The sequence below is a fragment of the Halobacteriovorax sp. GB3 genome, assembly GCF_028649655.1.
GTDB lineage: Bacteria > Bdellovibrionota > Bacteriovoracia > Bacteriovoracales > Bacteriovoracaceae > BSW11-IV.
Map to the genome: position 1 here is coordinate 617,514 of NZ_JAQSLN010000001.1, position 24,370 is coordinate 641,883.

General features: G+C 37.7%; 27 protein-coding genes. 16 read left to right on the forward strand and 11 right to left on the reverse strand.

Translation table 11 applies throughout. The annotated features are described in order from the left end of the window. The first annotated feature begins 77 nt into the window (after positions 1-77). Positions 78-680 (forward strand): ATP/GTP-binding protein, encoded by a 603-nt coding sequence (locus tag HBN50_RS03055; RefSeq protein WP_273867834.1) that lies wholly within the window; start codon positions 78-80, stop codon positions 678-680. Between the two features lies 1 nt (position 681). Here HBN50_RS03055 and HBN50_RS03060 read toward each other — a convergent pair whose 3' ends face one another. Next, complete coding sequence (locus HBN50_RS03060) at positions 682-1,395, reverse strand: hypothetical protein (protein WP_273867835.1); 714 nt, start codon at positions 1,393-1,395, stop codon at positions 682-684. 164 nt (positions 1,396-1,559) lie between these two features. On the opposite strand from HBN50_RS03060, the gene HBN50_RS03065 reads away from it, so the two are divergent. Beyond that, positions 1,560-1,790, forward strand: coding sequence for a hypothetical protein (locus HBN50_RS03065; RefSeq protein WP_273867836.1), 231 nt, complete (start codon positions 1,560-1,562; stop codon positions 1,788-1,790). A 7-nt stretch (positions 1,791-1,797) separates the two neighbouring features. On the opposite strand, the gene HBN50_RS03070 is transcribed toward HBN50_RS03065, so the two are convergent. After that, on the reverse strand, positions 1,798-2,916 hold the full coding sequence (locus tag HBN50_RS03070) for a FecR family protein (protein WP_273867837.1): 1,119 nt from the start codon (positions 2,914-2,916) through the stop codon (positions 1,798-1,800). A 106-nt stretch (positions 2,917-3,022) separates the two neighbouring features. Between HBN50_RS03070 and HBN50_RS03075 the strand changes: the two genes are divergently transcribed. Further along, the gene (locus HBN50_RS03075; protein ID WP_273867838.1) at positions 3,023-3,742 is read left to right on the forward strand and encodes a hypothetical protein; all 720 of its coding nucleotides are present in this window, start codon (positions 3,023-3,025) and stop codon (positions 3,740-3,742) included. Here the strand turns inward: HBN50_RS03075 and HBN50_RS03080 are convergent. After that, positions 3,722-4,531, reverse strand: a complete 810-nt coding sequence (locus HBN50_RS03080; protein ID WP_273867840.1) for a hypothetical protein — start codon at positions 4,529-4,531, stop codon at positions 3,722-3,724. The two genes, HBN50_RS03075 and HBN50_RS03080, sit on opposite strands and share 21 nt — an antisense overlap. Before the next feature lie 196 nt (positions 4,532-4,727). Between HBN50_RS03080 and HBN50_RS03085 the strand changes: the two genes are divergently transcribed. Further along, positions 4,728-5,012: a hypothetical protein gene (locus HBN50_RS03085; protein ID WP_273867842.1), complete on the forward strand. Its 285-nt coding sequence runs from the start codon at positions 4,728-4,730 to the stop codon at positions 5,010-5,012. Between the two features lie 208 nt (positions 5,013-5,220). After that, a complete protein-coding gene (locus HBN50_RS03090) occupies positions 5,221-7,194 on the forward strand; it encodes a methyl-accepting chemotaxis protein (protein WP_273867843.1) in 1,974 nt (657 codons plus the stop codon). Between the two features lie 28 nt (positions 7,195-7,222). Here HBN50_RS03090 and hisS read toward each other — a convergent pair whose 3' ends face one another. Then, complete coding sequence (hisS, locus tag HBN50_RS03095) at positions 7,223-8,584, reverse strand: histidine--tRNA ligase (RefSeq protein ID WP_273867845.1); 1,362 nt, start codon at positions 8,582-8,584, stop codon at positions 7,223-7,225. 133 nt (positions 8,585-8,717) lie between these two features. Between hisS and HBN50_RS03100 the strand changes: the two genes are divergently transcribed. Then, positions 8,718-9,647, forward strand: a complete 930-nt coding sequence (locus HBN50_RS03100; RefSeq protein ID WP_273867846.1) for a M23 family metallopeptidase — start codon at positions 8,718-8,720, stop codon at positions 9,645-9,647. Here HBN50_RS03100 and HBN50_RS03105 read toward each other — a convergent pair. After that, positions 9,609-10,052: a DMT family transporter gene (locus HBN50_RS03105; RefSeq protein WP_273867847.1), complete on the reverse strand. Its 444-nt coding sequence runs from the start codon at positions 10,050-10,052 to the stop codon at positions 9,609-9,611. The two genes, HBN50_RS03100 and HBN50_RS03105, sit on opposite strands and share 39 nt — an antisense overlap. 87 nt (positions 10,053-10,139) lie before the next feature. Between HBN50_RS03105 and HBN50_RS03110 the strand changes: the two genes are divergently transcribed. Then, the gene (locus tag HBN50_RS03110) at positions 10,140-11,279 is read left to right on the forward strand and encodes a DNA recombination protein RmuC (RefSeq protein WP_273867849.1); all 1,140 of its coding nucleotides are present in this window, start codon (positions 10,140-10,142) and stop codon (positions 11,277-11,279) included. Here HBN50_RS03110 and HBN50_RS03115 read toward each other — a convergent pair. Beyond that, a complete protein-coding gene (locus tag HBN50_RS03115; RefSeq protein WP_273867850.1) occupies positions 11,271-12,287 on the reverse strand; it encodes an MBL fold metallo-hydrolase in 1,017 nt (338 codons plus the stop codon). The two genes, HBN50_RS03110 and HBN50_RS03115, sit on opposite strands and share 9 nt — an antisense overlap. Positions 12,288-12,591: 304 nt before the next feature. Next, positions 12,592-13,227 carry an alpha/beta hydrolase gene (locus tag HBN50_RS03120; RefSeq protein ID WP_273867852.1) on the reverse strand — a complete coding sequence of 212 codons (636 nt, stop codon included), beginning with the start codon at positions 13,225-13,227 and terminating at the stop codon, positions 12,592-12,594. Between the two features lie 130 nt (positions 13,228-13,357). On the opposite strand from HBN50_RS03120, the gene HBN50_RS03125 reads away from it, so the two are divergent. Beyond that, positions 13,358-13,993, forward strand: coding sequence for a 50S ribosomal protein L25 (locus tag HBN50_RS03125; RefSeq protein ID WP_273867853.1), 636 nt, complete (start codon positions 13,358-13,360; stop codon positions 13,991-13,993). A 30-nt stretch (positions 13,994-14,023) separates the two neighbouring features. Here HBN50_RS03125 and HBN50_RS03130 read toward each other — a convergent pair whose 3' ends face one another. After that, entirely contained in the window at positions 14,024-14,548 is a 525-nt protein-coding gene (locus HBN50_RS03130) for a hypothetical protein (protein ID WP_273867856.1), read from the reverse strand. Between the two features lie 170 nt (positions 14,549-14,718). Between HBN50_RS03130 and HBN50_RS03135 the strand changes: the two genes are divergently transcribed. Genes HBN50_RS03135 through HBN50_RS03145 form a run of 3 tightly spaced genes read left to right on the forward strand, consistent with a single transcriptional unit; the run spans position 14,719 to position 16,429 of the window. After that, the gene (locus HBN50_RS03135; RefSeq protein ID WP_273867860.1) at positions 14,719-15,111 is read left to right on the forward strand and encodes a response regulator; all 393 of its coding nucleotides are present in this window, start codon (positions 14,719-14,721) and stop codon (positions 15,109-15,111) included. Then, positions 15,108-15,539 (forward strand): Mpo1 family 2-hydroxy fatty acid dioxygenase, encoded by a 432-nt coding sequence (locus tag HBN50_RS03140; RefSeq protein ID WP_273868344.1) that lies wholly within the window; start codon positions 15,108-15,110, stop codon positions 15,537-15,539. The genes HBN50_RS03135 and HBN50_RS03140 overlap by 4 nt, the downstream gene beginning before the upstream one ends. 20 nt (positions 15,540-15,559) lie before the next feature. Continuing rightward, entirely contained in the window at positions 15,560-16,429 is an 870-nt protein-coding gene (locus HBN50_RS03145; RefSeq protein WP_273868345.1) for an EamA family transporter, read from the forward strand. Here HBN50_RS03145 and grxB read toward each other — a convergent pair. Beyond that, complete coding sequence (gene grxB / locus HBN50_RS03150) at positions 16,426-17,070, reverse strand: glutaredoxin 2 (protein WP_273867863.1); 645 nt, start codon at positions 17,068-17,070, stop codon at positions 16,426-16,428. The genes HBN50_RS03145 and grxB overlap by 4 nt on opposite strands. Before the next feature lie 67 nt (positions 17,071-17,137). Between grxB and HBN50_RS03155 the strand changes: the two genes are divergently transcribed. The 5 genes from HBN50_RS03155 to HBN50_RS03175 are packed head-to-tail and all read left to right on the forward strand — an operon-like array spanning position 17,138 to position 20,830. Continuing rightward, positions 17,138-19,102: an MFS transporter gene (locus tag HBN50_RS03155; RefSeq protein WP_273867866.1), complete on the forward strand. Its 1,965-nt coding sequence runs from the start codon at positions 17,138-17,140 to the stop codon at positions 19,100-19,102. Between the two features lie 3 nt (positions 19,103-19,105). Then, positions 19,106-19,534, forward strand: a complete 429-nt coding sequence (locus HBN50_RS03160; RefSeq protein WP_273867868.1) for a PPC domain-containing DNA-binding protein — start codon at positions 19,106-19,108, stop codon at positions 19,532-19,534. After that, positions 19,531-19,974 (forward strand): phosphatase domain-containing protein, encoded by a 444-nt coding sequence (locus HBN50_RS03165; RefSeq protein WP_273867869.1) that lies wholly within the window; start codon positions 19,531-19,533, stop codon positions 19,972-19,974. The genes HBN50_RS03160 and HBN50_RS03165 overlap by 4 nt, the downstream gene beginning before the upstream one ends. Next, on the forward strand, positions 19,974-20,186 hold the full coding sequence (locus HBN50_RS03170) for a hypothetical protein (RefSeq protein ID WP_273867871.1): 213 nt from the start codon (positions 19,974-19,976) through the stop codon (positions 20,184-20,186). The genes HBN50_RS03165 and HBN50_RS03170 overlap by 1 nt, the downstream gene beginning before the upstream one ends. Before the next feature lie 8 nt (positions 20,187-20,194). After that, the gene (locus HBN50_RS03175; protein ID WP_273867872.1) at positions 20,195-20,830 is read left to right on the forward strand and encodes a hypothetical protein; all 636 of its coding nucleotides are present in this window, start codon (positions 20,195-20,197) and stop codon (positions 20,828-20,830) included. Between the two features lie 30 nt (positions 20,831-20,860). Here the strand turns inward: HBN50_RS03175 and HBN50_RS03180 are convergent, their stop codons facing one another. Together HBN50_RS03180 and HBN50_RS03185 are read right to left on the reverse strand one after the other, a co-directional pair. Continuing rightward, a complete protein-coding gene (locus HBN50_RS03180; protein WP_273867874.1) occupies positions 20,861-22,864 on the reverse strand; it encodes a transketolase C-terminal domain-containing protein in 2,004 nt (667 codons plus the stop codon). Between the two features lie 68 nt (positions 22,865-22,932). Continuing rightward, positions 22,933-24,294 (reverse strand): HD domain-containing phosphohydrolase, encoded by a 1,362-nt coding sequence (locus HBN50_RS03185; protein ID WP_273867877.1) that lies wholly within the window; start codon positions 24,292-24,294, stop codon positions 22,933-22,935. Positions 24,295-24,370: the final 76 nt, after the last annotated feature.

Consider the following 24,370-nt stretch of genomic DNA (forward strand, 5'->3'; position numbering starts at 1 on the left):
CATATTTGTAGCAAAATCTATTAAGTGATTGAATATTCGATCATGCGCCTAAAATATGAGTCAAAAATGAGGTTTAAATGAATAAGTTAACTGGTTCAGAGTGTGGGAAGATTTGTTTAACGGGTGGACCTGGTGGTGGAAAAAGTACGGCGGCCGATCTTTTTAGGCGAGAGCTCGGAGATAAAGTTGTCATCGTTCCTGAGACGGCCACAATGCTCTTTTCAGGAGGATTTCCAAGAACAGACAACCCTGAGGGGGTGCTTCATACTCAAAAGGCTATTTACAGTGTTCAAGTAAACAACGAGGATCTTCATACAAGTATCTATCCAGGAAGAATGCTTCTTTGCGATAGGGGGACAATTGATGGTGCTGCTTATTGGCCAGGGGGAGAAGAGGAGTTCTTTAAAGAGAATAATACTACTTTGGAGCAGGAGCTTGCTCGCTATGATGCCATTATCTTTTTTGAAACGGCCGCTGTTGGTGGAATTTCAATAGAAGGGGGAAATCCTGTTCGAAATGAAACTTTGGATAAGGCCATTGAACTAGATCGTCGCTTACACAATCTTTATAAGTCCCATCCTAATTTCATTTTCGTTCCCCATAGCAATTCTTTTATGAAGAAAATTGTGTACGGACTAACATCTATTGAATCCATGTTTAAGCAATTGAATCGCGATTAGTTTACAGATAGAGGGAGATGCCAAAGGTGTCTCCATTTCTTTCTTTTCTCGTCACAGAAGTTCCAGAGTCAAAAGAATATTTCTCAATTGTTTTATGATAGTAAAGTCTTATGAAGTAAAATTCTAGAAAGCCTCCAAAGCGCGATTTCTCACCCTCGACTTTCGAGATGGTATTTGCTCTTTGGCGAATCTTTTCAAATCTTCCACTTGCACCTAAGAAACTCAGTAAATAGAGATCTCCTTCAGCTCCATAGAATTGAGTTCGATAATCCCCATAGATTCTCGTTTCAATTTCTTTATAGCCCCACAGAAGATTGACATGAGTCGATTGTTGCGAGCTTCCAAGGAGTCGTAAGCTTAAGTTGTAGTGATTTGTTTTAAGCTGCGAAGTTGACCATTCTTTTTCTGCTTCAAGTCCAAGGAGAGTAACAAACATTTTTAAATTGGCTCTATCAGAAACTTTTGTTTCACTTAAAAAAGCATCATCGAATTCATAGTGTTGGTAATCAACAATCATTTCAAAGATATTACTTTCAGTGTTAAGAGCGAGCCATTGATCCATGAGTGCGATTCTCTTTTTTGTGGCCAGCCAGTCTGCAAGAGACCATCGACTTTGTTTTTTCTGCTCTTGTTTTTGAACAATAACGGTATAGACACCTTCAATGGCAAAGCTATTTTGAACAAAGACTAGAATGAGGATAAATAAGCGAGTCATAGGATCTCCAACAAAATCTTGGCACTTAGGCCAATGGTCCATCTATTATCTCACTTTTAAAAGGGGAATTAAGTATCGAAAAATATTCCACTATATCTATTTAGAGGGGGTTAGAACTCAAGTATCCTATATAATGACTTGGTTATTGATCGTGATGAGGTTTTATGAATTCAATTAAAAGTACTCTTCCAAATTTTACGACACTACAAATTTCGAGTGATCTTAAGGCGAAAAAGAAAAGCCCCTTAGGATTACAAATTGCCAGTGAGCTAGACAAGATTAAATCAAAGTATTCTGATCCAACTTGGCGTTACGAGCCGGTTAGTTCCCATTATCGTAACACCTTTGTCGAAATGCAAAATGAGGCTTTTAAAAAGAGACTGAATCTCTTATAGGATCATTTTATTCGATTATAAAATACTTATCATAACTATCTTCACCATCTGAATTTAAATCATCCAGAGTAGGTTTCTTTGGTTTCACAAGCTGGCCTTGAATTTCTCTGTTTAGCTTTGAGACTTCTTCTTTCTTTCCATCTCCAACGAAACCTTTAATCGCATCGAGCTTGATTCCCTTAGGTGGAATATAGCTACCACTAGATGTAATAGAACCTTTCTTTGTGTCGAGTTCATAGATATTAAGTTCTTTGTTAAATTTCTTGTCATCAATTGTAGGAGGAATATAGAGTCCTGTCTCCAAATCTAGAACACCTCCAGCCGTTGGGCGGTAGCTTTTGTTATTAACATCGTATTCTCTTTTTGCGACGATATTTTCTTTTTTCTCTTCTTTTGAAATCGCGGCATATTCTTTGACTGTTTTTTTCAGTTCTTTCTCAAATACTTTCTCATTGATTTTCTTGTCTTCTAAAAGCTCTTTGTTAAGTTTCAACCTCGTATACTGTACAGGTGAAATCTTTATTGGTTTAGTTGTCTTTTCTAAGTTCTTTGTTACAGAGGCATAGCGTCCATTTTTAACTTTTGTTACATTTTCTTTTGCGAGTTCTCTTTTTAGAATTTCGTTGTCCATAAGGTTTTTGGTTTTTTCAGTCTTGGCCATGGCAACTTCACCTTCAAAAGTAAGAAGGGAAGTGATGTTATTTTGTGGGTTATAGACTGTTTGAAAATCTGTCCCTCTAACCCCTATGGCCGCAGTTTGTGTTCTAATATAAAGTTTGTCTTTATTTTTTGTAGCCGCCTTTTTAACCTCAGATCGAACTTTACCTTTCATCAAGTTAACTATCCCAGTATCTTGTTTCGGAACTTTATCAATAATCATTTTACTATCTGGTCCTAAGATGATTTTAGATTTATCAAAGAGTGTGATTTGAACGAAACTTTTTTTCTCGGTTAAAATTGAAGTATCTTTTCTTATAGGAGTTCCTGCTTTAACAACTCTTGCATCTCGTTCACCAACATTGAGAAGAGTTACCTTTCCTCTTACTTTTGTGGCCTTACCAATGACAGGGGTTGCTAGAGTTACTTGAGTAAAAAGGAGGGAAAACGAAATTAAGATTATCTTCATACCAAATCCTTGGAGTAAATAATTCTCACTTTTACGTTCATTCGAAAAAGTGATTTAATTAATAGGTATTCTATCCATAAACGATATTCTTAAAAAGGACTTTTCCATGAGGGATTTTTTTTCTAAGGGCCTTTGCTTAGGTTTTTTTACTTTGTTGAGTTTTCAGTCTCTTAGTGCAGACAAACTTCACTACCCAGAATTAGAGGTTACTCCAAGAGCAAGTGAGCGCCTTAAAATGATGGTGATTAAAGAAAAAAAGGCGAATTTTTTCTCTGAATTACCTATGCAAATTTCTGCCATGACTACTCTAACAGCAGGGCTTCTTCAATTTGGTAATGTCGATGAGAATGATGACCCTGATAAAAAATCTGCTTGGGCCGGTGTTGTTGTCGGAGGTGCTTGGTTGGGAATTAATTACTACCTCTCAAATCAGCATGGTCTTTACGAAAATAGCTACCGTGAAATGATACAAGCGAAAGGACAAACCGATAGAGATCAACTCATTCGCGAAAGACTTGCTGAAGAAGGTCTCAAAAAGGCAGCTCGTCTTTCAAAAAGGTTGAAGTGGATGTCTGCTCTTACAAATGCGGGAGCTGGTGCTTATATGATGAGCAATGTTGAAAAGGATAATATTTCTGAGCTAGTCAATGCTCTTTCAATTGTTGCGGCCTTTGGACCACTTTTCTTTGAATCTGAAAGAGAGAGGGTATGGAGAGATCAAAAATCTTATAAAAAGAAAGTATATGGCCCAATTCTTACTTCAAGTGTTTTCAACCTTGGAAATAATCAATGGGCCCCTGGATTCTTATTTTCCGCTAGATTCTAATTCAATGGTTCTTTTGGCCATCAATTTAGCAAATTCGATGGCCTCTTTCTTATTCTTATCAAGACCCTTTTTAGAGATGGCAAAAAGATAACCATTCTTAAAATTCTTAATTGATTCAGGTCCAAATGACGTTATTTCTTTCGCTAACTCTAGTGCTTGAAAGTGGGCGAGATTTAACTTTTGATTCTCAGTACTAAATTCATAGAGATCCAGGAAATATGAACTCATGGCCTGGTTGTACTTCACTGTATTTTGCAATACATCGGAAGCTAGCTTTGCGCAGTGTTTTCCTGACATGTCGAATCCACGTGATGAAAGACAGAAGCGAACGATTTTTTGAAAGTCATTTCTAATGAGAATTGGATCTTCGATCTCTTTAAGAGAGAGTGAAAGAGCAGTATCAACGGCAGATTTGATATCAAGATCAAGATATTCTTTTAGGAAAGACTCTTTGAAGATGGTGATGAATGTTTCACTGCTTCGATCTGACTTATCGCTAAACTTTAGTGCTGTATTGATGGCATCACTTGTTTCAAGACCAGCTTTAACGAGTAAGTTTGAAATGGAGATAAAGCGCTTCGCTGCATTCGTGCAACCTTTAGAAACGGAATCTGAAACGCGAAGAAGATCGTTATTTTTGAGCGAGTATTCTTTTTTGTTTTTTAAGTAATTATAAGTTGTGATGTACTCTTTTGAAGAACTACATTGCTTAATCGGAGCGTATTCAGCGTGAGTCAAAGAGGGCACGAGCGATGGGATCAAGAGAAGAGTGAAAAAAGTCTTTTTCATAAGTATCTACCTTTCTAAATTGAATATGGAATTATTTTATCTGAAAATCGAAATTTCACAACGTCGTTAAAATGACTCCTATCATACTCTAGCTGTCAAAATTCTAACGTTAAAAAAAAACTTCTTTTTCGTTGACTATTACACGAAGTGAAAAATAAAATAGAGGAAGTCTTATTCACCCCAAAAGGAGTTTTTCATGGCAAAAGCTAAGAAAAAAGCAACAAAAAAACCAGCTGCTAAAAAAGCAGCAAAGAAAACAACTGCAAAAAAAGCAGCTAAGAAACCAGCAAAAAAAGCAACTAAAGAGATGCTACTAGTTGGTTCTAAAACAAAAGAAGCTCTAAAAGGTAAAGGGTTCAACGTTTCTGCTGACACTCTAAGCGCACTTAACGAGCACGTTTACTGGCTAGTTGAGCAAGCTCAAAAGAGATGTGAAGCTAACGGTAGAAAGACTATTCGTCCATACGATATTCTTGCTTAATTAAGCTTCTCTTAAGAGATAAAGAAGGCCTCCTATCGGGAGGCTTTTTTTTGACCTAAATTGTGGTCAATCTTATCATTTTCTTGATTTATCCCCTCTAAAAAATTCCTCCTGTAATAGAAAGACACCCCTTTATAAAGGTATTAAGAAACTTTTGTTTATGTACGATAGGATAGATAATGAAGCATTTAAAAGAAGGGTGTTCTTTATGGATTTGAAAAAGAAAATGATTGTAAGTTTCATTTTAGTGTCACTGATTCCTTTTGCCTCAGGTCTTGTGATGGCGATCAAAAAAGCAGAGCCTTCAGTAAAATCTGAAATTGTGCAAAAGCTAGGTGCGATTCAAAAATCAAAAAAATTACGAGTTAAAGAGAAGATGAAAACTTTTAATTCAATGTCTCTTTTTCTAAGTCGCCATAGAAAATTTCAAGATGCTTTCGTTCTCTATGAAGAGGGAACTTCTTTTGGAAAGTCTTCAGATGAGTATAAATCAGCTCATAAAAAGTACGATCCATTCTTAAAAACTTCAGCTAATGAAATGGACCTTGATGATCTGATTCTCATTTCCAATAAAGGAGAGATTCTCGCTTCTGGAAAAGATTCTACAATTGTCGGAATGAATGCTCTGGATAAAGGTGGTTTTGGAAAGGTTCTTAAAAATGTTCTCGATAACTCCTATAGTGCTGATTCTGGAATCCTCTTTGTCGATTATATGAAAATAAGAGATGGTGGCGATTTCAATGCTTATTTTATTACTCGCTTTGCTCCAAACTCGTCTGATCGTGGTCAATGGAAAAAAGGGGAGAGTATCGGTGCGATTGCTCTTGGTATTCATCCAGATACAATTGATGCGATCGTTAATGAGAGAACAGGTCTTGGAAAAACGGGTGAAACATACATCGTTGGGATGAATGAAGATGGTACAACGTCATATAGAAGTACAAGGGTTGTAAAAAAAGGTGAAATTGGAAAAGCTAAAAAAGGTGGATCAATTAGTGCCGCTTTTAAAAATAAGCCCGAGCTTGCCCATTCTGAAAAAATCGGAAGTACTGGTGTTGCTGAAGTTGTCTACTCTTCATATATTCCAGATTTTGGAATGAATTGGGCCTTGTTTACAACACAAAGTGAGTCTGAGGCCATGAGTTCTCTTTATGATATTTATAAAGTTGCCTTTTTCATTGGAGCTTTTTTTGGAATCGTGATTATTGCCTTTTCTCTCTACTTTTCAAACTCGATTACAAAACCTATTCAAATGGTTGTTGAAAATTTATCTAAAAGAGCAGAGTCTTTAAGAAGCACTTCAACAAGTATGGAGCATCAAAGTCAAAGACTTTCGAGTGCTTCCACAGAGCAGGCTTCTAGTCTACAGCAGACGGCCGCTTCCATTGATGAGATTTCAGCGATGATTGATCGAAATACAGAATCATCAACTTATTCAAAAGATCTTTCAACGAAGTCCAATCAAGTGGCCATTGATGGGAAAATGACTATTACAGATATGATTCGTGCTATTGAGGATATCAATGAGTCTAATAACGATATTACCAATCAGATGCAAGAGAGTAATAGGCAGATAGAAGAGATTGTCCAAATTATTAATGAGATTGGAGAAAAAACCAAGGTCATTAATGATATTGTTTTTCAGACAAAACTACTTTCTTTCAATGCTTCGGTTGAAGCTGCAAGAGCTGGAGAAGATGGAAAAGGCTTTGCCGTTGTCGCAGAGGAAGTAGGTAATCTTGCTAATATGAGTGGTCAGGCGGCCAATGAAATTTCTGATATGCTTGAAAAAAGTGTTGTGAAAGTAAAGTCAATCGTTGAACAAACTCAGGGAAGTGTTGATGTCCTTATTGCAAAAGGGAGAGAGAAAGTTGAAACGGGAACTGAGATTGCCAATAAATGCGGTATTGCCTTGGATGAAATTCTTCAAAATGTCTCTCTTGTAAATGACAAAGTTGCTGAAATCGCTCAGGCCAGTATCGAGCAGTCATCTGGTGTTCAGCAGATTACAGCTGCGGTAAGAGAGCTTGATATTGTTGCCCATGAGAATTCAAATATTGCCTCAGAATCGACAAATAATGTTCGAGTCCTTAAAGATGAAGCCCTTGGGATCGCTACTGTGGTGAGTGATCTAAATCGCTTGGTTTATGCAAAAGAATTAGAAACGAAAAAAAGCGCATAAAAAAAGCACCCTAATTAGGGTGCTTTTTTTATTTTGAGATTATTTCAATGGCCCTTTCAATTGAGACCTTTTCTTGATCACCTGTTTCCATATTTTTTAAGGCGAGCATATCTTCTTTAAGTTCATCTTCTCCAATCATAATGACAAATCGAGAACCTTTAGCATTGGCATATTTCATTTGTTTTTTCATTTTGACAGGTTCTGGAAAAATTTCAGCTCTAAGATTGGCCTTTCTTATTTTTAAAAGTTGCTCTAGTGACTTATCTTGAGATTCATCACCAAAGTTAATAAATAGAACATCGAGAAAGTTTTCTAGGTTTTTAGGAAAGAGGTCTCTTGCTTCCATAACATCAAAGATTCGATCAGCACCAAAACTAATTCCAACCCCTGAAACACCTTTGAGGCCAAAAACACCTGTAAGGTTGTCATAGCGACCACCGGCCCCAATGCTTCCCATTGATCCATCGAGTAGCTTTACTTCGTAAATTGCTCCCGTGTAGTAATCAAGTCCTCTAGCGAGTGTTACGTCAAAATTGAGAGTTTCTACTCCAAGCTTGTCTGTATATTTAAAAATGGTTTCAAGCTCACTAATTCCAAGAAGACCTGTTTCACTATCTTTTAAAAACTCTTTCATTGAGTTTAGCTTTTCGCTATTTGACCCTGTAAGTTCAAAGAGTGGAGAAATCTTTTCGAGTTTATCTTGCTCAAAGCCTCTCTCTTTAAGCTCTTCGAGAACCTTTTCTTTTCCAATTTTATCGAGCTTATCGATGGCAACAGTCATATCGACCAGCTTATCCGAGGCTCCAAGAACTTCGGCAATTCCCGCTAGGATTTTTCTATTGTTGATTTCAATTTGAACGCCTTCAATATTTAGATTTTTAAAGACATCATCGTAAATTTGGACAAGTTCAACTTCGCAAAGAAGCGAATCACTTCCAACACTGTCAGCATCACATTGAAAGAACTCACGATATCGTCCTTTTTGCGGGCGATCAGCTCTCCATACAGGTTGAATTTGAAATCTCTTAAAAGGCATGGCCAGTTGACCATGATTTTGAGCGACAAAGCGAGCAAAGGGAACTGTGAGGTCATACTTAAGACCTTTTTCGCTAATTTGCTTAATGAGCTTCTTTGAGTCTTTGGCCTTTAGATCTTCATCGTTGGCCTTTTTAAGGTAATCACCTGAGTTTAAAATTTTGAAAAGAAGGCGATCTCCCTCTTCTCCGTACTTTCCTGTGAGAACTGATAGATTTTCCATAGAAGGAGTCTCAAGTGGCATAAATCCATATTGAGTGAAACTCTTTTTAATCGTGTTGAATAAATAGTTTCTTTTCACCATTTGTGACGGTGAAAAATCTCTTGTCCCTTTAGGGGTACCAACTTTACTCATTGTAAATCTCCTTAATTAACTAAAAAAATATAACGTTTTTCACGCTTATTGGCTACAGGAGAGGAATTTCTTGTGACTATCCTTTAAATTTTGCATTTTTTTTCCCATAATAGGGGACAAATAAGGAGAATCTATGGATTTAAGGATCATACCTTTAACACTACTCGCTACATTCTTTGTAAGTTGTTCTCATATTGGAAATTTGAAGAACGACCAAGTTGTGAGACTTGCCCAAGAAGATATCGAGATCAAAGACTACAATATTCACCCTGGCTCGACGAAACTGGTTTATGTTCCTGTGAAAAACTCATTTCGCGATGGGGAGCTTTATTGTGATGAGAAAGTTGTCGGTATGGATCGAGTTGGAGATTATTATCGCGCCTTTGTCTCTGCTAACTATTATGCTGTAGGACCTAGTTTCTCTTGTTTTATCAAAAAGAAGCTCGATAAGAATACTTATCTCAGTTTTCATGTGATGAATTTCAATGTCATTCCTTATGAATACCCTTTCAATAAGCTCAATGTTCCAAAGAAGCACGTTGATCTCGCTGAAAAAGACGTTCAACGTTGGTTAAAAGAAAAAGAAATTTTGAAAAAGGTCTATAGTGAGGCGATTATGGATCGCGCACTCTTTACAGGAGCTTTTGTCAGACCTCTAAATTCTAAGGTTACTTCTGTCTATGGAACTAAGAGGATCTTTAATAACAAAAAGGAATCTTGGCACTCTGGAGTCGATTTTAGAGCGAGAAGACCAACGCCGATTCCCGTTTCTAATCGCGGAAAAGTTGTCTTTACGGGGCATCTCTTTTTTAATGGAAAGACAGTGATCGTCGATCACGGGCTAGGGATTTTCACTCTCTATTGCCACCTTTCAAAAATTGATGCCAAAGTTGGAACGATTGTAGAGAAGGGAAATATTCTTGGACTCTCTGGAAATACAGGAAGATCAAGTGCTCCTCACTTACACTGGGGAACGCGCGTTCAGGGGAATTGGATCAATGGTCTTGATCTCATTGATCAAACTCTAGTATTTGAGAATCAGACCAGCACCGCCCAAAAGTAAAAGAGCCCCAAGGACTCTCATTGGATTGATTGAATTCACTGGGAGTCCTAGAATTCCAAAATGGTCCATTGTTAGAGACATAACCAGTTGTCCTGTTACAATGAGCGCCACAAATCCCATCGATCCTAGTTTAGGAACAATCATTATCGCAGAGAGAACAAAGACACTTCCAATGAGTCCTCCAATGAGAACGTAGGGAGGAAGGGAGAGTAGTTTTGATGGCGAAGGAAAGGGAATTGGTAGTAAAAGATTAAGTGTTAAGAAGACCAGAAATCCTCCTGTGAAGGAGATGAGGGCCGCTGAAATATTGCTTTGAATAAGAGTTGATAGTCTCGAATTGATGATTGCTTGAAAGGGGACCAAAAGACCCATGGCAAATGCAAAGACAATATAAGCTACTTTCATATTATTTCCTTAAGTTTCTTCTTGTTTTCTATTATTATGGTTGAGTAGGGTTTTTGGTACAAGACAGTAAAAAAGGATTTTTACGAAATGCAGCTCGCTTTTCTTATTCTAAATAGTATATTTTCACTTCTTATTTTCTGCCTTCTTTTCATTCTTTGGAAAAAGAATAGTGGAGAGAACTCCTTTCAAAAGATGAGTAATTTCATTTTTCAGAACTTTGCTGAACTTCGAGAAACTCTTGTTCTTAGGCAAGAAGAGAATCGTGAGAAGATCAATCGAGAGATTGGAAACTTTAAAATGGAGATGAAAGATAGTCTCCATAAGGAATTTGTAAATACCAACAATGTCTTAGAAGAAAGACTGGATAAAATCTCAAATCGAGTGAGAGAAAATCTCGATGAAGGGTTTAAAAAGACCAATGAGACATTTGCCAATGTCATTCAAAGACTTGCCAGAATTGATGAAGCACAAAAGAAGATTGAGTCTCTCTCAAGTAATGTTGTCTCACTTCAAGATGTTTTAACAGATAAGAAAAGTCGTGGAATCTTTGGAGAGGTTCAACTTAATCACCTTCTTGCTAGTGTCTTTGGCGATAAGAACGATAAGGTCTATGCTCTTCAGCATAAGCTCTCAACTGGCAAGATTGTCGATTCCATCCTCTTTATGCCTGAGCCAACAGGTAATATCTGTGTCGATTCAAAATTTCCTTTAGAAAACTTTAAAAGAATGTTTGATAAGGAACTAGATGAATCGCAAAGAGCTTTTGCTCAAAAAGAATTTGCAAGAAATGTAAAAAAACATATCGATGATATCGCTAATAAATATATCATCACCAATGAAACTTCTGATCAGGCGATAATGTTTCTACCGGCAGAGGCGATCTTTGCTGAACTACACGCCTATCACCCTCAAGTCATAGAGTACGCCAACTCACGCCGTATCTGGATTGCTTCTCCTACTACTTTTATGGCAACACTAACGACACTTCAATCAGTGCTTATTAATATTGAAAGAAATAAGTATATGGGTGTGATGCATGAAGAGATTAATAAACTTGGAGAAGAATTCAAGCGTTATCAGGAAAGGTGGGGTGATCTCTCTAAACACTTAAATGCTGTTACTAAAGATGTTGATCGCATTAATATAACTTCCAATAAGATTTCAAATCGCTTTCAAAAAATATTGGAAGTTGAGTTAGAGCAAAAGCATCAGCAGTTTTTAGAATAGAAACTGCTCCCCGTTGTAGGGAACATAGAATTTTGAATCATCTTTTAATGGATCATTTTTTATGGCCTCTAAGAGATCTTTCTTAGGTGCATCGTAGGGCTCTTTTGTCAGACGAAAAGTTCCAAAGTGGATGCCAATTGATGTTTTAGCATCAAGAAGATGATGGGTATCGAGTGCTTCTTTTGGGTTCATATGAGCGTAGCGCATAAACCAGCGCGGTTCATAGGCTCCAATGGGAAGAAGGGCGAGATCGGGAGAGCCTAGGCGGCTTTTAATCATATGAAAGTGCGGCCCAAAGCCTGTATCTCCTGCAAAGTAGATCTTCTTTGAACCCTCTATCCAGAAACTTCCCCAGAGCGTTTGATTTCGATCGCGTAGTCCTCGAGCGGACCAATGCTGAGAGGGCGTAAAACTGTATTTTATTTCTTCAATCTCAATGGACTCCCACCAATCGAGTGTTTTTACATTTTCAATACCATTTTCTTTGAGAAGAACATCGTTACCAAGACCAATGAGAATGAGTGGTCTATCTCTTTTAGAGAGGTACTTAAGAGATTCAAGATCGAGATGGTCATAGTGATTATGACTAATGAGAATGACATCAATTTTTGGAAGGTCTTCTTTTTTCACTCCAGGTTCTGTAACTCGGGCAGGACCTGCAAAACTAAAAGGAGAGGCCCTATTAGACCAAATTGGGTCAGTGAGAATATTCTGATGATCAAGTTGAATTAAAAGTGTCGCATGATTAATGAAAGTCACTTTCGCTTGATGAGTCTTATCTGGGGCTACTGGTTTTACCTTATCAAACTCCGTTGGCCACTTTGGCCATGGATCGTCAAAGTACTTCATTTTGACGAAACGCCAAAAACTCTTTTTACCTGGATCTTTTAGGTAGTTTTCAAAGGTCTTGCCATTAAAGTGGTCACTTTTAGGACCGCTGTAGGGGGTTGAACTTATCACCGTGCATGATGTCATCAGGAGAAATAGTATATATTTAAGTGAATTCATAGGGAGATTATGCCGAAAGGTCATAATAATTTCTATAAAAAGATCTCTGTGATAAAATTATCTAAGATCACTTTCAACTTTGTGATTTTTTGATTATATTTATCAGGATTTCTAATTATTTTTTAAAGGATAGCGTTATGGGTTTTGATGCATTTGTTGCTTTTTGTTTAGTTGGGATTTGGGCACTTCTTCCAATCTCTCTCGTTATTGCTGTAAAGACATTTGATGATGAAGCTATTGGTGGTCACGACCACTAAATAATATAAGCTCCTCTTCAATAGGAGGAGCTTAATCTCTCGTGGCCTTAAAGATATTCGTTAAGCCACTCTCTCAGGTCTTTCATTTCTATGGGGTCTATTTCGTGCTCCATTTCATAGGCATAAAAACTTACATCTAATCCTTGCTCTCTAATGAGATGCTGGGCTTCGCTTACTTCCGTATAGGGAATGACGGGATCAAATTCTCCGTGGGCCATAAAAAGGGGAGTCTTTTTCGCTTGATCAGAAAGAGACTTATTGAGTTCGCTATAGAAGACGCGCGGACTAAGGGCCACGACACCACCGAGTTTATGGTTGTAATTAAAAAAAGTATGAAGCGCAATACAGCCTCCCTGTGAGAAGCCACAAAGAAAAATATCATCATTTTGATAACCACTGGCCTTAAGTTCTTCAATTAGTTTAATGACCTTGTCACTTGACTCTTTTACTCCAATCATTGGATTTGCTGGAGGCAGATCATACCAAGAGCTACCAATTGGGTAGGGCCTAGGCGCATCAATAAGGACATAAGCAAGTCCTGTAACATTGATTTCCCCAATAAAGGGAAGATAGCTTTCTTTGCAATCTCCAAGCCCGTGCATGACGATCATGACTTTGTGGTGAGGGCTTGGCACCTCGTGCTTCGCCTCGATAAAGAGAGAGTTAAATTGAGTTGTTTTCATATACTTAACCTTTTAGTTGAGTAGTTTGGTTGCTCATTATTTTCATAAAAATACATTTAATTATAAACATTTTTTCCCACCCTCCGAAATGATTAAATGAGATATTTGTCACAACACATAGGAGGACAATGTGTACGAACTACTAAAAACTGAATGGAGAGATGATAAAGTTAAGGCACCTCTTACAAGAATGAGAAGAGACGGTTGGGTTCCAGGCGTTCTTTTTGGTAAAGGGTTTGAGTCGACAAGCTTTATGGTTAGAAAAAATGATCTAACAAAATTTCTTCACCACTCAGGTAAAGTTTTTGAAGTAGAAGTCAAAGGTTATGGAAAGCACCTAGTATCACTAGATAACGTTCAATGGGATCACATGGGTGATTTTATTAAGCATATTTCTTTCCACAAAATCTCTGCAAACGAAAAAACAATCGTTAAGCTTCCAATTCACTTTGTAGGTGAGGCTGTTGGTATCAAAGAGGGTGGAGTAGTACAACAAGTTATGCAAGAAGTAGAAGTAAAAGGACTTCCAAAAGATATGCCAGAATTCCTAGAATTCGACATCTCTTCACTTGGTTTCCACTCACACTTCACTCTACATGATGTAACTCTTCCAAAGGGACTAGAGTTCCACCACGATATGGAAGACACTCTTGTTTCTTGTCATCCTCCGAAGAAGGTTGTTGAGACAGTTGAAGAAACTGTTGCACAACCAGAACTGGTTGGAAAAGAAACTGTTGTTGAAGACGAAGTTAAAGAAGCAGCATAAAAAAGAAAGGGCCCAGAAAATGGGCCCTTTTTAATTTGAAACTAATTTATCTAGTGTTTGTTTTGTCTTTTTAAAGAGTTCTTCCAAGTAACCATCTTTATAGAGAATATAGTGGTTTGGTCCAGGAAGAATGGAATTCATTAAACTCATTTTTACAACTTTATGATCTTCAGTTTCGATCGTCTCATCATCGTGATCTCTATCGAGGCGACAATGTCCTAGTTCGTGATAAATCATCATTTCTCTAGAGGTCTCACCACGATCTTCCCACCAATCTTTTTCTATTATAATTTCTTTTGTTCCATCAGAGTAAGAGATGCAGACACCATCGTATCCATCATTTCCTGTATCTCCAAAATTGATAGGTATATCTCCGACACTAAAATCCGAGCCGTATCTCGCTTTGGCGTCGGTCTCAAACTTTGTGACGTACTTTGAAAAAGTAGAGTCCGAAGTTGTAAATTGGCGAGTCCCGTTTGAAGACTTGGCATGTTTTAAAGGCAATCCACAAGAGACAAGTAGTAGCGGTAATAAAATGATAGCAAATTTTCTCATGGTCTTCTCCTTTGCCCTTAATAAAAGCAAAAGAGATGCCAATGAAATAACGTGAAAACGATGAGTTATTCCCTAAATAACTGTCTAAAAAATAGACTGTATAAAAACCTAACACATTGAAAGGTTTACTATAAAAAATATCGATTATAATAAATAAAAAGGAACTCATTATGGGAAAAGATATCTTAAAAGACATTAATATTCTCGTCGTCGATGACGAGGAAGAGATTAAGGACATTCTGAGGCATGACTTTACTGAATTAGGTGCTAATGTTCATTTTGCTAACGATGGTAAAGATGCCCTAGATAAGATTTTCAATCAAAACTTCGATGTCATTCTTACAGATGTCGCTATGCCTGGCTATGATGGATTGCAACTGATTGAAGAGATGACATCGAGTAAACTGGCGATTCCCATTGTTGTGATGACTGGCTATTTGAAATACATTGATGAGCTTGAACACTTTGATCAAATCGTAAGAGTCATCCAAAAGCCTTTCAACGTGCAAGAGGTAGCCTCAATATTAAAGCATGCCGTTTTAGAAGAAGGAGATCTTACATAAAAACTCTAGATCAGTGGCTAAGTGAATACGGAGAGTCCCACCAAAATACGACAAATCGTCTCATTCATAAAATTTGTGTCCCGGCCATTACGTGGAGCTTGCTGGCGCTTCTTTGGAAGATTCCAAATTTTGGTATGCCTGAGCTTGCTAATTTTGCGAGCCTCTTTGTCTTGATTTGCTTTGCTTTTTATTTAACTCTTCGAAGCTTTAAAGTTATGGGTATATTTTTTATTCTCTTAGGCCCCATTTTTCTTTCCCTCTACTTATTAAGAGATTATCCTTACTTGTGGCAGACGGCCTTGACCGTCTTTGTCATTGCTTGGATTGGACAATTTATAGGTCACAAAATAGAAGGAAAAAAGCCTTCCTTTTTTAAAGACCTGCAATTCTTACTTATTGGACCTTTGTGGATATTCATAGGTAAGTAAGCTCTCTTGGTAGGTGGATTATTAACGTTTATGTAACAGCTCTTCTGGCTACCTTTAGCTTTGCGCTTGGCTCTCAGATTTTTACTTACTACGCTAGAAGTGTTTCATCTACATGGATGAATGCAGTTAAGGCGATGGTTGGACTCTTGTTCTTTGTCCTCTTTGTCTCGCTGTTTATCGGCTTTCAAAAAATTAGCCTCCCTTTCATTTTACTTTTTGCCCTTTCTGGAGCCCTCGGTTTAGGAATAGGGGATATCTTTCTCTTTAAGGCCTATAGTGAAATGGGTCCAGGAAGAACGATGATGCTCTTTGGATTTCAGCCCTTGATTCTTGGAGTTCTTAGTTATTTCTTTATTGGTCAGGCCATTGAACCTAAAAAGCTCATTGCTATTATTTTCTTTGTAGGATGTCTTTTTACGCTCTCTCTTGAAGCATTTCGAGCTGATGGTCACTGGCAGATCAAAGGAATTCTCATGGCCCTTTTATGGCTTGTGATGGATTCAACTGGTGTTGTTATCACGCGCTATAGTTTTGATCAAAATCCTGATTTGCATGCGATGGAAGGAAATATTTATCGCTGTCTTGGTGCTGTATTTGTTTTCATCGTCATGATGAAATTGAAGCCCTATGGGCTTGTTTCAAATTTCAAAAAAATGAAATGGAAATCGCGCTCAATGGTTGTGTTTGGCTCTTTTTTAGGGACATTTGTTTCGCTGGCCCTTTATCTCGAAGCGATTAAGACTATTAATCTTGCGAGCCTTGCGGGAATCAATGTTTCTGGAACTGTTTTTTCGGCGATCCTCGAATGTATCATTTTCAAGAAGAAGCCAACTCCCTATTTGGGAGTGGCCTTTATTTTCTTTCTCATTGGTGTGAAAATTCTCTTTTAGTCGCGCCAGAAATCTTCGTGGTAATCGAAGTTACAAAGTTGTTTTACTTTCTGTAAGTACATATTGAGATCTTGTGGAAATTGAAATTCTGGAAATACATAAAGCCCCCAGAGATGGGAAGCAATCATGATGTCGACTACTGTAAACTTATCTCCACCAAAGTAAGGGTGAAGATTATTTTTTACCTTCATAAGTACTGGTACGAGTTGCTTTAGAAAGGCCTGTCTGTTTTGAACGAGCTTATTAAATGGCCCTCTTTTTTTGCTCTTCTTTTCTACAAAGTACTGTCTGGACTTTTCGTTGAACTCTGGAGTCCAAACCCAATAAGGCATACAGAGATTATGGACCGGGCCAGCAATTTCATTTAAAAGCGCTTCAATTTCATCTTTGTGCTTATCGTAGAGACTGAAGTCGAGTTCATTTTTAGTATCAAATTTTTTAATGATATCTAAACTCTCATTCATATTCGTCCCATCTTCAAGGCCCATGATCGGAAGCATTTTAACGCCTGTCAGATCAACAGGGGTCTTTTCATCATCGTAAGGAACAACGACAGACTTGTATTCAGTTGATAGAAATCCGAGTGCCATGCGCACGCGAACACAAAAGGGACAATGGACATAGTGATATAGTGTATTCATGGGCCCTATCATAGAAAAAAGGGCCCTTTTTGGCCATATGTTTGCGATGCGTAATAAGTGACTTCTCATGTTCTCTAGGGCACAATTTAGGGGAACATCATTTTTATTTGGGAGAACACACTTGTCATTGGAATTTATCTTCAAGGATCGAAGGTTTTGGCCACTTTTTTGGACGCAGTTCCTAGGGGCCATGAACGATAACTTTTTTAAAAACGCCCTAGTTATGCTGATTACATACAAAAGTATTTCTTTAATGGGGCTCTCATCTGCATCGGTTGTTGCTATGGCCGGTGGAGTTTTTATTTTTCCATTTTTTCTCTTTTCTGCAACAGCAGGACAGATTGCAGATCGATATGAGAAAGCAACGGTCATTCGGTATACAAAGATTTCTGAATTTCTGATTATGTTTGTCGCGGCCTTAGGCTTTTATTTTGACTCCTATCAAATGCTCATGTTTGTTCTCTTTTGTATGGGAGCACAGTCGGCCTTTTTTGGACCGCTAAAATATGGAATCTTGCCCAATCTTCTTAAAACAGAGGAACTCGTTACAGGTAATGCCTTCGTTGGTGGAGGTACATTTCTTGCCATTTTGATTGGGACAATTCTTGGTGGCCTTGCAACGACAATCGAAGGGGCGTCAGTTGTTATTGGAATTGGTATTCTTCTGGTTTCTTTTATTGGGATTTTAACTTCTAAAAAAGTTATCAACGTTAATAATGCCGATGAATCGATTAAAGTTGATTACACTTTTATTAAACCAACAATTGATATTATTAAATTAACGGCAAAGAATAAGAAAGTATTCTACTCTGTTCTAGGTATTTCTTGGTTTTGGTTTCTTGGGGCCGCGATACTTTCTGTCCTTCCAGGTCTTGTTAAAGATTACTTCTACGGGGATCAAAGCGTTGGAACTCTCTTTCTAGCAACATTTACTATTGGGATGGGGCTTGGCTCTTTTTTCTGTAATAAGCTTTCCTTTAAAAGAGTTGAAGTGGGAATGGTTCCTCTGGCCGCTCTTTTTATGGGGATCTTTCTTTTTGATATGTATCTTGTAGGAAATAGCTGGCAAGGGGTCACTGATGAACTTCTCTCTATCTCTGCTTATTTAGAAGAAGAGAATTCTATTCGCGCCCTCATTGATCTTCTTCTCGTTTCGGCCTTTGGTGGAATGTTTATTATTCCTCAATTTGCTTATATTCAGCATGAAACTCCTGAAAATGAAGTTTCAAGAATCATCGCTGGAAATAATATTTGGAATACTATTTTCATGGTCGTAGCTGCAGTGCTCATTATGGTTATGGACTCTATGGGAATGACGATTCCAAAGATTCTTGGAATCTTTGCTTTTGTTAATATCATTTTCTCTTTCATCATTTACTACTTTGTTTACTCCGAAGAAGCTCTTCGTTTCTTGGGATGGATCATTGCTAAGCTCATGTATAAAGTTGAAGTGAAGGGGCGTGAGAATATGCCACAAGATGGACCTTATGTGATTGCAAGTAATCATGTGAGTTTTGTTGATTGGATTCTCGTTATGTCTGTGTGTCCACGACCTGTTCGATTTGTTATTGATCACACATATTACAATGCTCCTATGGGACCTTTTTGGTTTGATCAGGCTAGACTGATCCCAATTGCAACAAGAAGGGAGAGTCCTGAGGTTTTAGCAACGGCATATGAAGAGATGTCTAAGGCCTTAGATGAGAATCATATTTTAGGAATTTTTCCTGAGGGATATCTTACTCGTAATGGAAAAATGAGGGCCTTTCAACCAGGACTTACAAAAATTATAAAAAGAAATCCTGTACCGGTTATTCCCTTGGCCATTGATGGACTTTGGGGAAGCTTCTTTTCTCATTCAGGGAAGGGACCACTCAAGGGATTGCCTTCAATTTTTAAAAGAAGAAAAGTGAAGTTAACGATTGGTGAGCCAATGCTCCCTGAACAATTGGATATGAAAATCTTAGAAACAAAGATTCATGCTCATCTAGAAATTAATCACGAAGGACTTGAAGAATTCGTATCGGAGTAATCTATGGAATTTATGAAAGATGGTGATAACTACGCAATCCGCATCGACAAAGACGAAAATGTTTTTGAAAAGCTTACGGAGTTCGCCTTAAAAGAAGGGCTCAACAGTGGTCATATTAGTGGTATTGGCGCCTTAACGAACGTAGAGCTAGGATTTTATCACTTAGATAAAAAAGAGTACGAAAGAAAGGTCTTTGATAAAGAATATGAGCTTTTAAGTTTAGAGGGGAATTTAACTCACTTAGATGGTAAGCCATTCTTTCATCTTCACGCCTGCCTTGGTGATGAGAATTTTAATGCTTTTGGTGGTCACGTTTTTAATGCAGATGTTGCCGTAACATTAGAGCTTAACTTTCGCATGTTTGATGAGTTGATTGAGAGAAAGATGAATGCTTGTATCGGTCTTAATCATATGGAAATGAGAAGAGTATGAAGCAAAAAGCAATCATTGTTGATCTCGACGGTACGCTTTGTGATTTAAAGCACAGAGTTCATCACGTTGAAGGGGAGACAAAGGATTGGAAGTCTTTTAATTCTAAAATACCTTACGACGAACTCAATAAGTGGTGTCTCGATTTAATGAAGGCCATGAAAAAGGCAGACCATAAAATAATCATCGTCACAGGTCGTAGTGAGGGAACAAAAGAAATGACGGCCGTTTGGCTTTCTAAGTATCAAGTGCCTTACGATGCTCTCTATATGAGACCTAGTAAAGATCAGAGTGAAGACTCTGATGTTAAAGAGGCCATTTACAATAATCACATAAAAGATCACTACAGCGTTACCTTTGTTGTTGATGACAGACTTTCTGTTGTTAAAAGATGGCGTGAAATGGGACTCGTTTGTTTGCAATGTGATTGGGGAGATTTTTAATGACACATGGATTTCGTGCTCAGATAACAAAGAAAGATAATTCTTTTCTTGTTCAAATGACGGAACAAGATAAAGGAACATTAGAAGAAGCTAAAGTCTATGCTAAAGAGATTGTCAGAGATTGGCTTGAAACATATCCTGATCTTACTAATGAAGAGTCTTCTTTTACATTAGAATTTAATAATCATAAAATGGATTTAAACATACACTAGGAGGGTTTATGAAAGGTTTAAGTGTTTTACTCATTTTGACTCTTGCCATCTCATGCGGAAAGAAAGAAGAAAAGAATAGTGAACTTGTTCGCTACGGAGAGGCCCTTCAAGAAAAAAGGGAACTTACATCTGAAGAGGTTGAAAGAGTTCAAGGAATGTGTGAAGCCCTCGCCTTTAGCGAAAGAAGACTTGATAATCTGACTGATAACGGTAGAAAATTTAGATTTCAAAGAGAAACGAAAAATTGTAAAGGTGAGAACGAAAAACTCGATTCTGCCATGGCCGAAATTACAATTCCATTTGATGGGAAGGCACCCTTTTTTAAAAATCTCTCAGAGGGAGATCTCATTTCTACTCTTGTAACAAGTGATTATTATCTCTTTAAAAAGGCCTGTGCCAAAGAAATTTCGCATAATCAATGGCAAGAAGGGGATATCTTTTATAGAATGCGCATCTTAAAATCAGATCATTTAGAAGTCATTCACTATAAAAAAGAAGATGACGGAAAATGGTATCCAAAGAGAATTGAAGAGGTTGTTGTTCAATTAGCTGGATCGGATTCAATTAAAGGTCTCATCAAAAAGCATGTCCAAGCAACTTTTTGTTCCAATGGTCAGTTAAGTTATTTTAAGCAAAGTTTATAAAAAAAAGGAAGGCAAAATGCCTTCCTTTTTTTATTTCATTTGATTGTAGGCTTCTAAGATTCCTTCAGTATTAAGTTTGTGAAGATCGTAGAGGTGATCGGCTTTGTAGGCCGACTGACCAAACTTACCATTGTTAGCAAGTGTGCGCACTTTAAAGTCAACATCGTTAATTTTAAGAGCGTGAACAATCTGCGCTCCCATACCACCAACAAGTTGGTGATCCTCAATTGTAATGAGCTTTCCATTTGTAGCAGCAAGACTCTTTTTAATAAGATCAACATCTGGCTTATTAACAAAGGCATTATTAATAACGGCTGCATTAATTCCTTTTTGAGCAAGTTCTTTTGCTGCATCAAGGGCCTTTTGTACCATTGGCCCATTGGCAACGATTGTTACATCACTTCCTTCTTTAAGCATTTGAGCTTTTCCCCACTCATAGCTTAGTCCTTCTACATATTCGCTTGGGTGACTTTCACGGCCAAAGAAGAAAAGAACACTGTCGGCAACTTTTCCGCTTTCTCTCTTTTCTTTAATCTGATTAATGGCCTGTTCCATATATAGTTCAGCTTCTTTTGAACAAGAACAACTAACAACTGTAGTATGAGGAATCGATGAAGTTGCTGCAAAATAAGTCGTCGCTTGGTGAGAAGCACCATCAGCTGCATCTTGAAAACCAGTGTGAGAGAAAAGACCAATTACTGGTGCTTCAGAGAGTTGGGCCATAATTAAAGGAAGGTTCCCTTTTGTTACACCAAATTGTGCAAATGTATCAACGATTGGAATGAGCCCTTGCTTTGAAAGTCCTACGGCCGTTGAAACCATATTTGATTCTGCAATTCCGATATCAACATAATGAGTTGGAAATTCCTTATGGAAAGCTGCAATCCCTGTTGAACCTTGAAGATCTGATGTTACAGAGAAGACTGGTAGACCATTTTTAGCTGCGGCAATTGTTGCACGGGCAAATCCAGGTTGTACTTTTTCTTTGACTACACTTGAAGGAGCTGATTCTTTTGGAGCTGGCTTACTAGCAAGAATTTCATTTGCCCAAGTTTTAAATTCTTCAGGAGCGCTTCCTTTGTAGATTTCATCAAGAAAAGAAACAAGAGAATCATCATAGGCCTTTAGTGGATAACCGTGTCCACCTGAAGCACTCTTTTCTGTCGCTTCAACTCCGTAACCTTTTATTGTCTTTAGAATAAGAGCTATTGGTTTTGTCGGGTCTTTTTTCGCTTTTTCAATTGAGTTTTCAAAAGTTGTATAAAGACCTTGAAGATCGTGACCATTTTCAACTGTTTCAACTTCCCATCCTAGTGCAGAGAGAGAAGCGAAAGTCGGTTCCATATCAAAAGAATCTTCTTCGATTCTACCTGAAAGTTTTGTGTTGTTATCAGAGATGATAAGAACAAATGGATTCATCTTATTTTTCTTTGCTAGACCTGGAATTGCGGCAAAAGCTTCTTTTGTTTCACCTTCCATTGAGCCACCATCTGAGAGAACACAAAGAGTTGTTCTGTCATTACCGATGATTTTATCTGCAAGGCAAAGCCCTTGAGCTTGAGGAACACCAGAACCAAGTGGACCGTTAGAGATAAAAACTCCCTCAGGGTTAAGGTGAGCTTCTCCGTGTCCTGTTAATTTACTTTCAATTGAGCGGAAACCTCTTAGAGCTTTGAAATCGAGGTTATCAAAACCATAGTTTGCTCTTAGAGCGTAAATTCCATTTTCTGCGTGACCAGCGTCATTAACAAAGTTGAAGGCTTCAAACCATTGCTTATTTGAGTTAAACATAATTCCATGAAGTGCCGACATTGTTTCAGCGAAGGCCGCTGGACCACCCCAGTGACAAGCAGCTCCACCAATAACAGCGTGCTGATTCATCAGAGCAACGAGTGCTCTTGTTGCCATAGGACAACCAACTTTAATTTTATTTCCCTCTTTATCTGTAACTTCACTAGCGTACTTAAGTTCACTAGTTGGATTCAGGGCTAATTTATTAGCAACTTTAAGGGGAGTGAGTTGACTCAATGACATATATTCTCCTAGGGTAAATTCATAAAAATTTCCCTATAAAGATAGTTCAATTTCTTGTTTCTGCAAAGTTAGTCGAGACTTTCACCAGGAAAAAGTTTTTTAAAGGCCTCTAGGTGGGACTTTTCACACAAATTTTCATGAATATCCATAAATTTATGATAGGCACGCGCCGAAGCATTGGCATTCGCTAGATCTTGTTTGAGCCCTTGAAGGTAGTATCTGGAAAAATGATTGGTAATATAAATGATTTTACTAAATGGCGAAATCTTGTGGCCTTTGAGTTTTAAAGGAAAGCCAGATCCCCTGACATCTTCATGATGCTGATAGGCAGCAAGAATGACTTCCGAGGGGACATTGTGAAGGGTGCTTAGAATCTCCATTCCGTGTTTTGGATGTTCATTGAGTTCTTCTTTTTCTTCAATTGTTAAATACAGTGGGTTCTTTTCACGAATCTCTTCTGGAATCATTTTCATTCCCACATCGTGTAGTAGACCAGAGAGAAAGAGCTTTGTTTTTCTTTCATCACTTTCCCATTCAAGCTTTTCACTAATGGCGAGAGCATAGATTGCACTTAAAAGAGAGTAGTTGTAGATGTCGGGGCACTCAAGTCTTAAATGATCCAATAAGTTCAAGTAGGAGTGAGACTTTGAGAGGACATTTAACACACTCTTAGCGTAGTAGTTGATATAGCTCATTGTTCGATCATCAAAGTTTAATTTAAAGACACTTTCTTGAATGATGTTATGGGAGTGAACGAGAAAATTCATTCTCTTTGAATCATCAATTTTCTTATTGTCTTGAAGGGCCTTGCAGATTTTTAAGTTCATCAGAGTGTAGTCTTGAAAGTCCTTTTTGAGAGCGTGAAGGAACTCCACGCCTTTATCTTCAAACTTTTTTAAGATCTCATAATTATAATTGTCACCCTTATTAGAGACTTTGATGTACTTGCCGTTTCTTATTCTTATGTAAATATCAAAGGGCGCAATTTTACCTGAGATAAAACTTTTAAGGGGAACTTCACAAAAGAGATCATCGTCAAATTCATTTTGCTTGTAACTATCTTCCGATTCACTGCCAAGAAGATGCATTAATTTATTTCGAAGTTCATCTTGATTAATGGGCTTAGCGACAAATTCATCCGCGCCAAGACGGTAGGCTTCTTTAGCATCGAGAGCGGAAATAAAAGATGTCATAATGATAAAAGGAAGGTCTTGATTGATGGACTTAACATCCTTTAAAAGATCGATTCCATTGCCATCTTCTTTGAGGTGTACATCCGAGAGGATCAGATCAAAGGTGTGTTCACCCATTTTATTTTTGGCGGTAGTGATATCTTCGGCAAAAGAAATTTCCACATCTAGATTCTCTAGATAAAATTCTAGAACGTCGTGAATACCAACTTCGTCTTCGACAATTAATACCGATTTCATTGGCCTACCTTGATAGTTTTCTTTTCTTAATTTTAAAACAAAAAGAATAATTCTCACTATAAGATTTGTTTTGTTT

Excerpts from the sequence above, each read along its gene's own strand:
- HBN50_RS03055 (WP_273867834.1), top strand. The coding sequence starts at position 78 with ATGAATAAGTTAACTGGTTCAGAGTGTGGGAAGATTTGTTTAACGGGT.
- HBN50_RS03060 (WP_273867835.1), bottom strand. The coding sequence starts at position 1,395 with ATGACTCGCTTATTTATCCTCATTCTAGTCTTTGTTCAAAATAGCTTT.
- HBN50_RS03065 (WP_273867836.1), top strand. The coding sequence starts at position 1,560 with ATGAATTCAATTAAAAGTACTCTTCCAAATTTTACGACACTACAAATT.
- HBN50_RS03070 (WP_273867837.1), bottom strand. The coding sequence starts at position 2,916 with ATGAAGATAATCTTAATTTCGTTTTCCCTCCTTTTTACTCAAGTAACT.
- HBN50_RS03075 (WP_273867838.1), top strand. The coding sequence starts at position 3,023 with ATGAGGGATTTTTTTTCTAAGGGCCTTTGCTTAGGTTTTTTTACTTTG.
- HBN50_RS03080 (WP_273867840.1), bottom strand. The coding sequence starts at position 4,531 with ATGAAAAAGACTTTTTTCACTCTTCTCTTGATCCCATCGCTCGTGCCC.
- HBN50_RS03085 (WP_273867842.1), top strand. The coding sequence starts at position 4,728 with ATGGCAAAAGCTAAGAAAAAAGCAACAAAAAAACCAGCTGCTAAAAAA.
- HBN50_RS03090 (WP_273867843.1), top strand. The coding sequence starts at position 5,221 with ATGGATTTGAAAAAGAAAATGATTGTAAGTTTCATTTTAGTGTCACTG.
- hisS (WP_273867845.1), bottom strand. The coding sequence starts at position 8,584 with ATGAGTAAAGTTGGTACCCCTAAAGGGACAAGAGATTTTTCACCGTCA.
- HBN50_RS03100 (WP_273867846.1), top strand. The coding sequence starts at position 8,718 with ATGGATTTAAGGATCATACCTTTAACACTACTCGCTACATTCTTTGTA.
- HBN50_RS03105 (WP_273867847.1), bottom strand. The coding sequence starts at position 10,052 with ATGAAAGTAGCTTATATTGTCTTTGCATTTGCCATGGGTCTTTTGGTC.
- HBN50_RS03110 (WP_273867849.1), top strand. The coding sequence starts at position 10,140 with ATGCAGCTCGCTTTTCTTATTCTAAATAGTATATTTTCACTTCTTATT.
- HBN50_RS03115 (WP_273867850.1), bottom strand. The coding sequence starts at position 12,287 with ATGAATTCACTTAAATATATACTATTTCTCCTGATGACATCATGCACG.
- HBN50_RS03120 (WP_273867852.1), bottom strand. The coding sequence starts at position 13,227 with ATGAAAACAACTCAATTTAACTCTCTCTTTATCGAGGCGAAGCACGAG.
- HBN50_RS03130 (WP_273867856.1), bottom strand. The coding sequence starts at position 14,548 with ATGAGAAAATTTGCTATCATTTTATTACCGCTACTACTTGTCTCTTGT.
- HBN50_RS03135 (WP_273867860.1), top strand. The coding sequence starts at position 14,719 with ATGGGAAAAGATATCTTAAAAGACATTAATATTCTCGTCGTCGATGAC.
- grxB (WP_273867863.1), bottom strand. The coding sequence starts at position 17,070 with ATGAATACACTATATCACTATGTCCATTGTCCCTTTTGTGTTCGCGTG.
- HBN50_RS03155 (WP_273867866.1), top strand. The coding sequence starts at position 17,138 with ATGTTCTCTAGGGCACAATTTAGGGGAACATCATTTTTATTTGGGAGA.
- HBN50_RS03160 (WP_273867868.1), top strand. The coding sequence starts at position 19,106 with ATGGAATTTATGAAAGATGGTGATAACTACGCAATCCGCATCGACAAA.
- HBN50_RS03165 (WP_273867869.1), top strand. The coding sequence starts at position 19,531 with ATGAAGCAAAAAGCAATCATTGTTGATCTCGACGGTACGCTTTGTGAT.
- HBN50_RS03170 (WP_273867871.1), top strand. The coding sequence starts at position 19,974 with ATGACACATGGATTTCGTGCTCAGATAACAAAGAAAGATAATTCTTTT.
- HBN50_RS03175 (WP_273867872.1), top strand. The coding sequence starts at position 20,195 with ATGAAAGGTTTAAGTGTTTTACTCATTTTGACTCTTGCCATCTCATGC.
- HBN50_RS03180 (WP_273867874.1), bottom strand. The coding sequence starts at position 22,864 with ATGTCATTGAGTCAACTCACTCCCCTTAAAGTTGCTAATAAATTAGCC.
- HBN50_RS03185 (WP_273867877.1), bottom strand. The coding sequence starts at position 24,294 with ATGAAATCGGTATTAATTGTCGAAGACGAAGTTGGTATTCACGACGTT.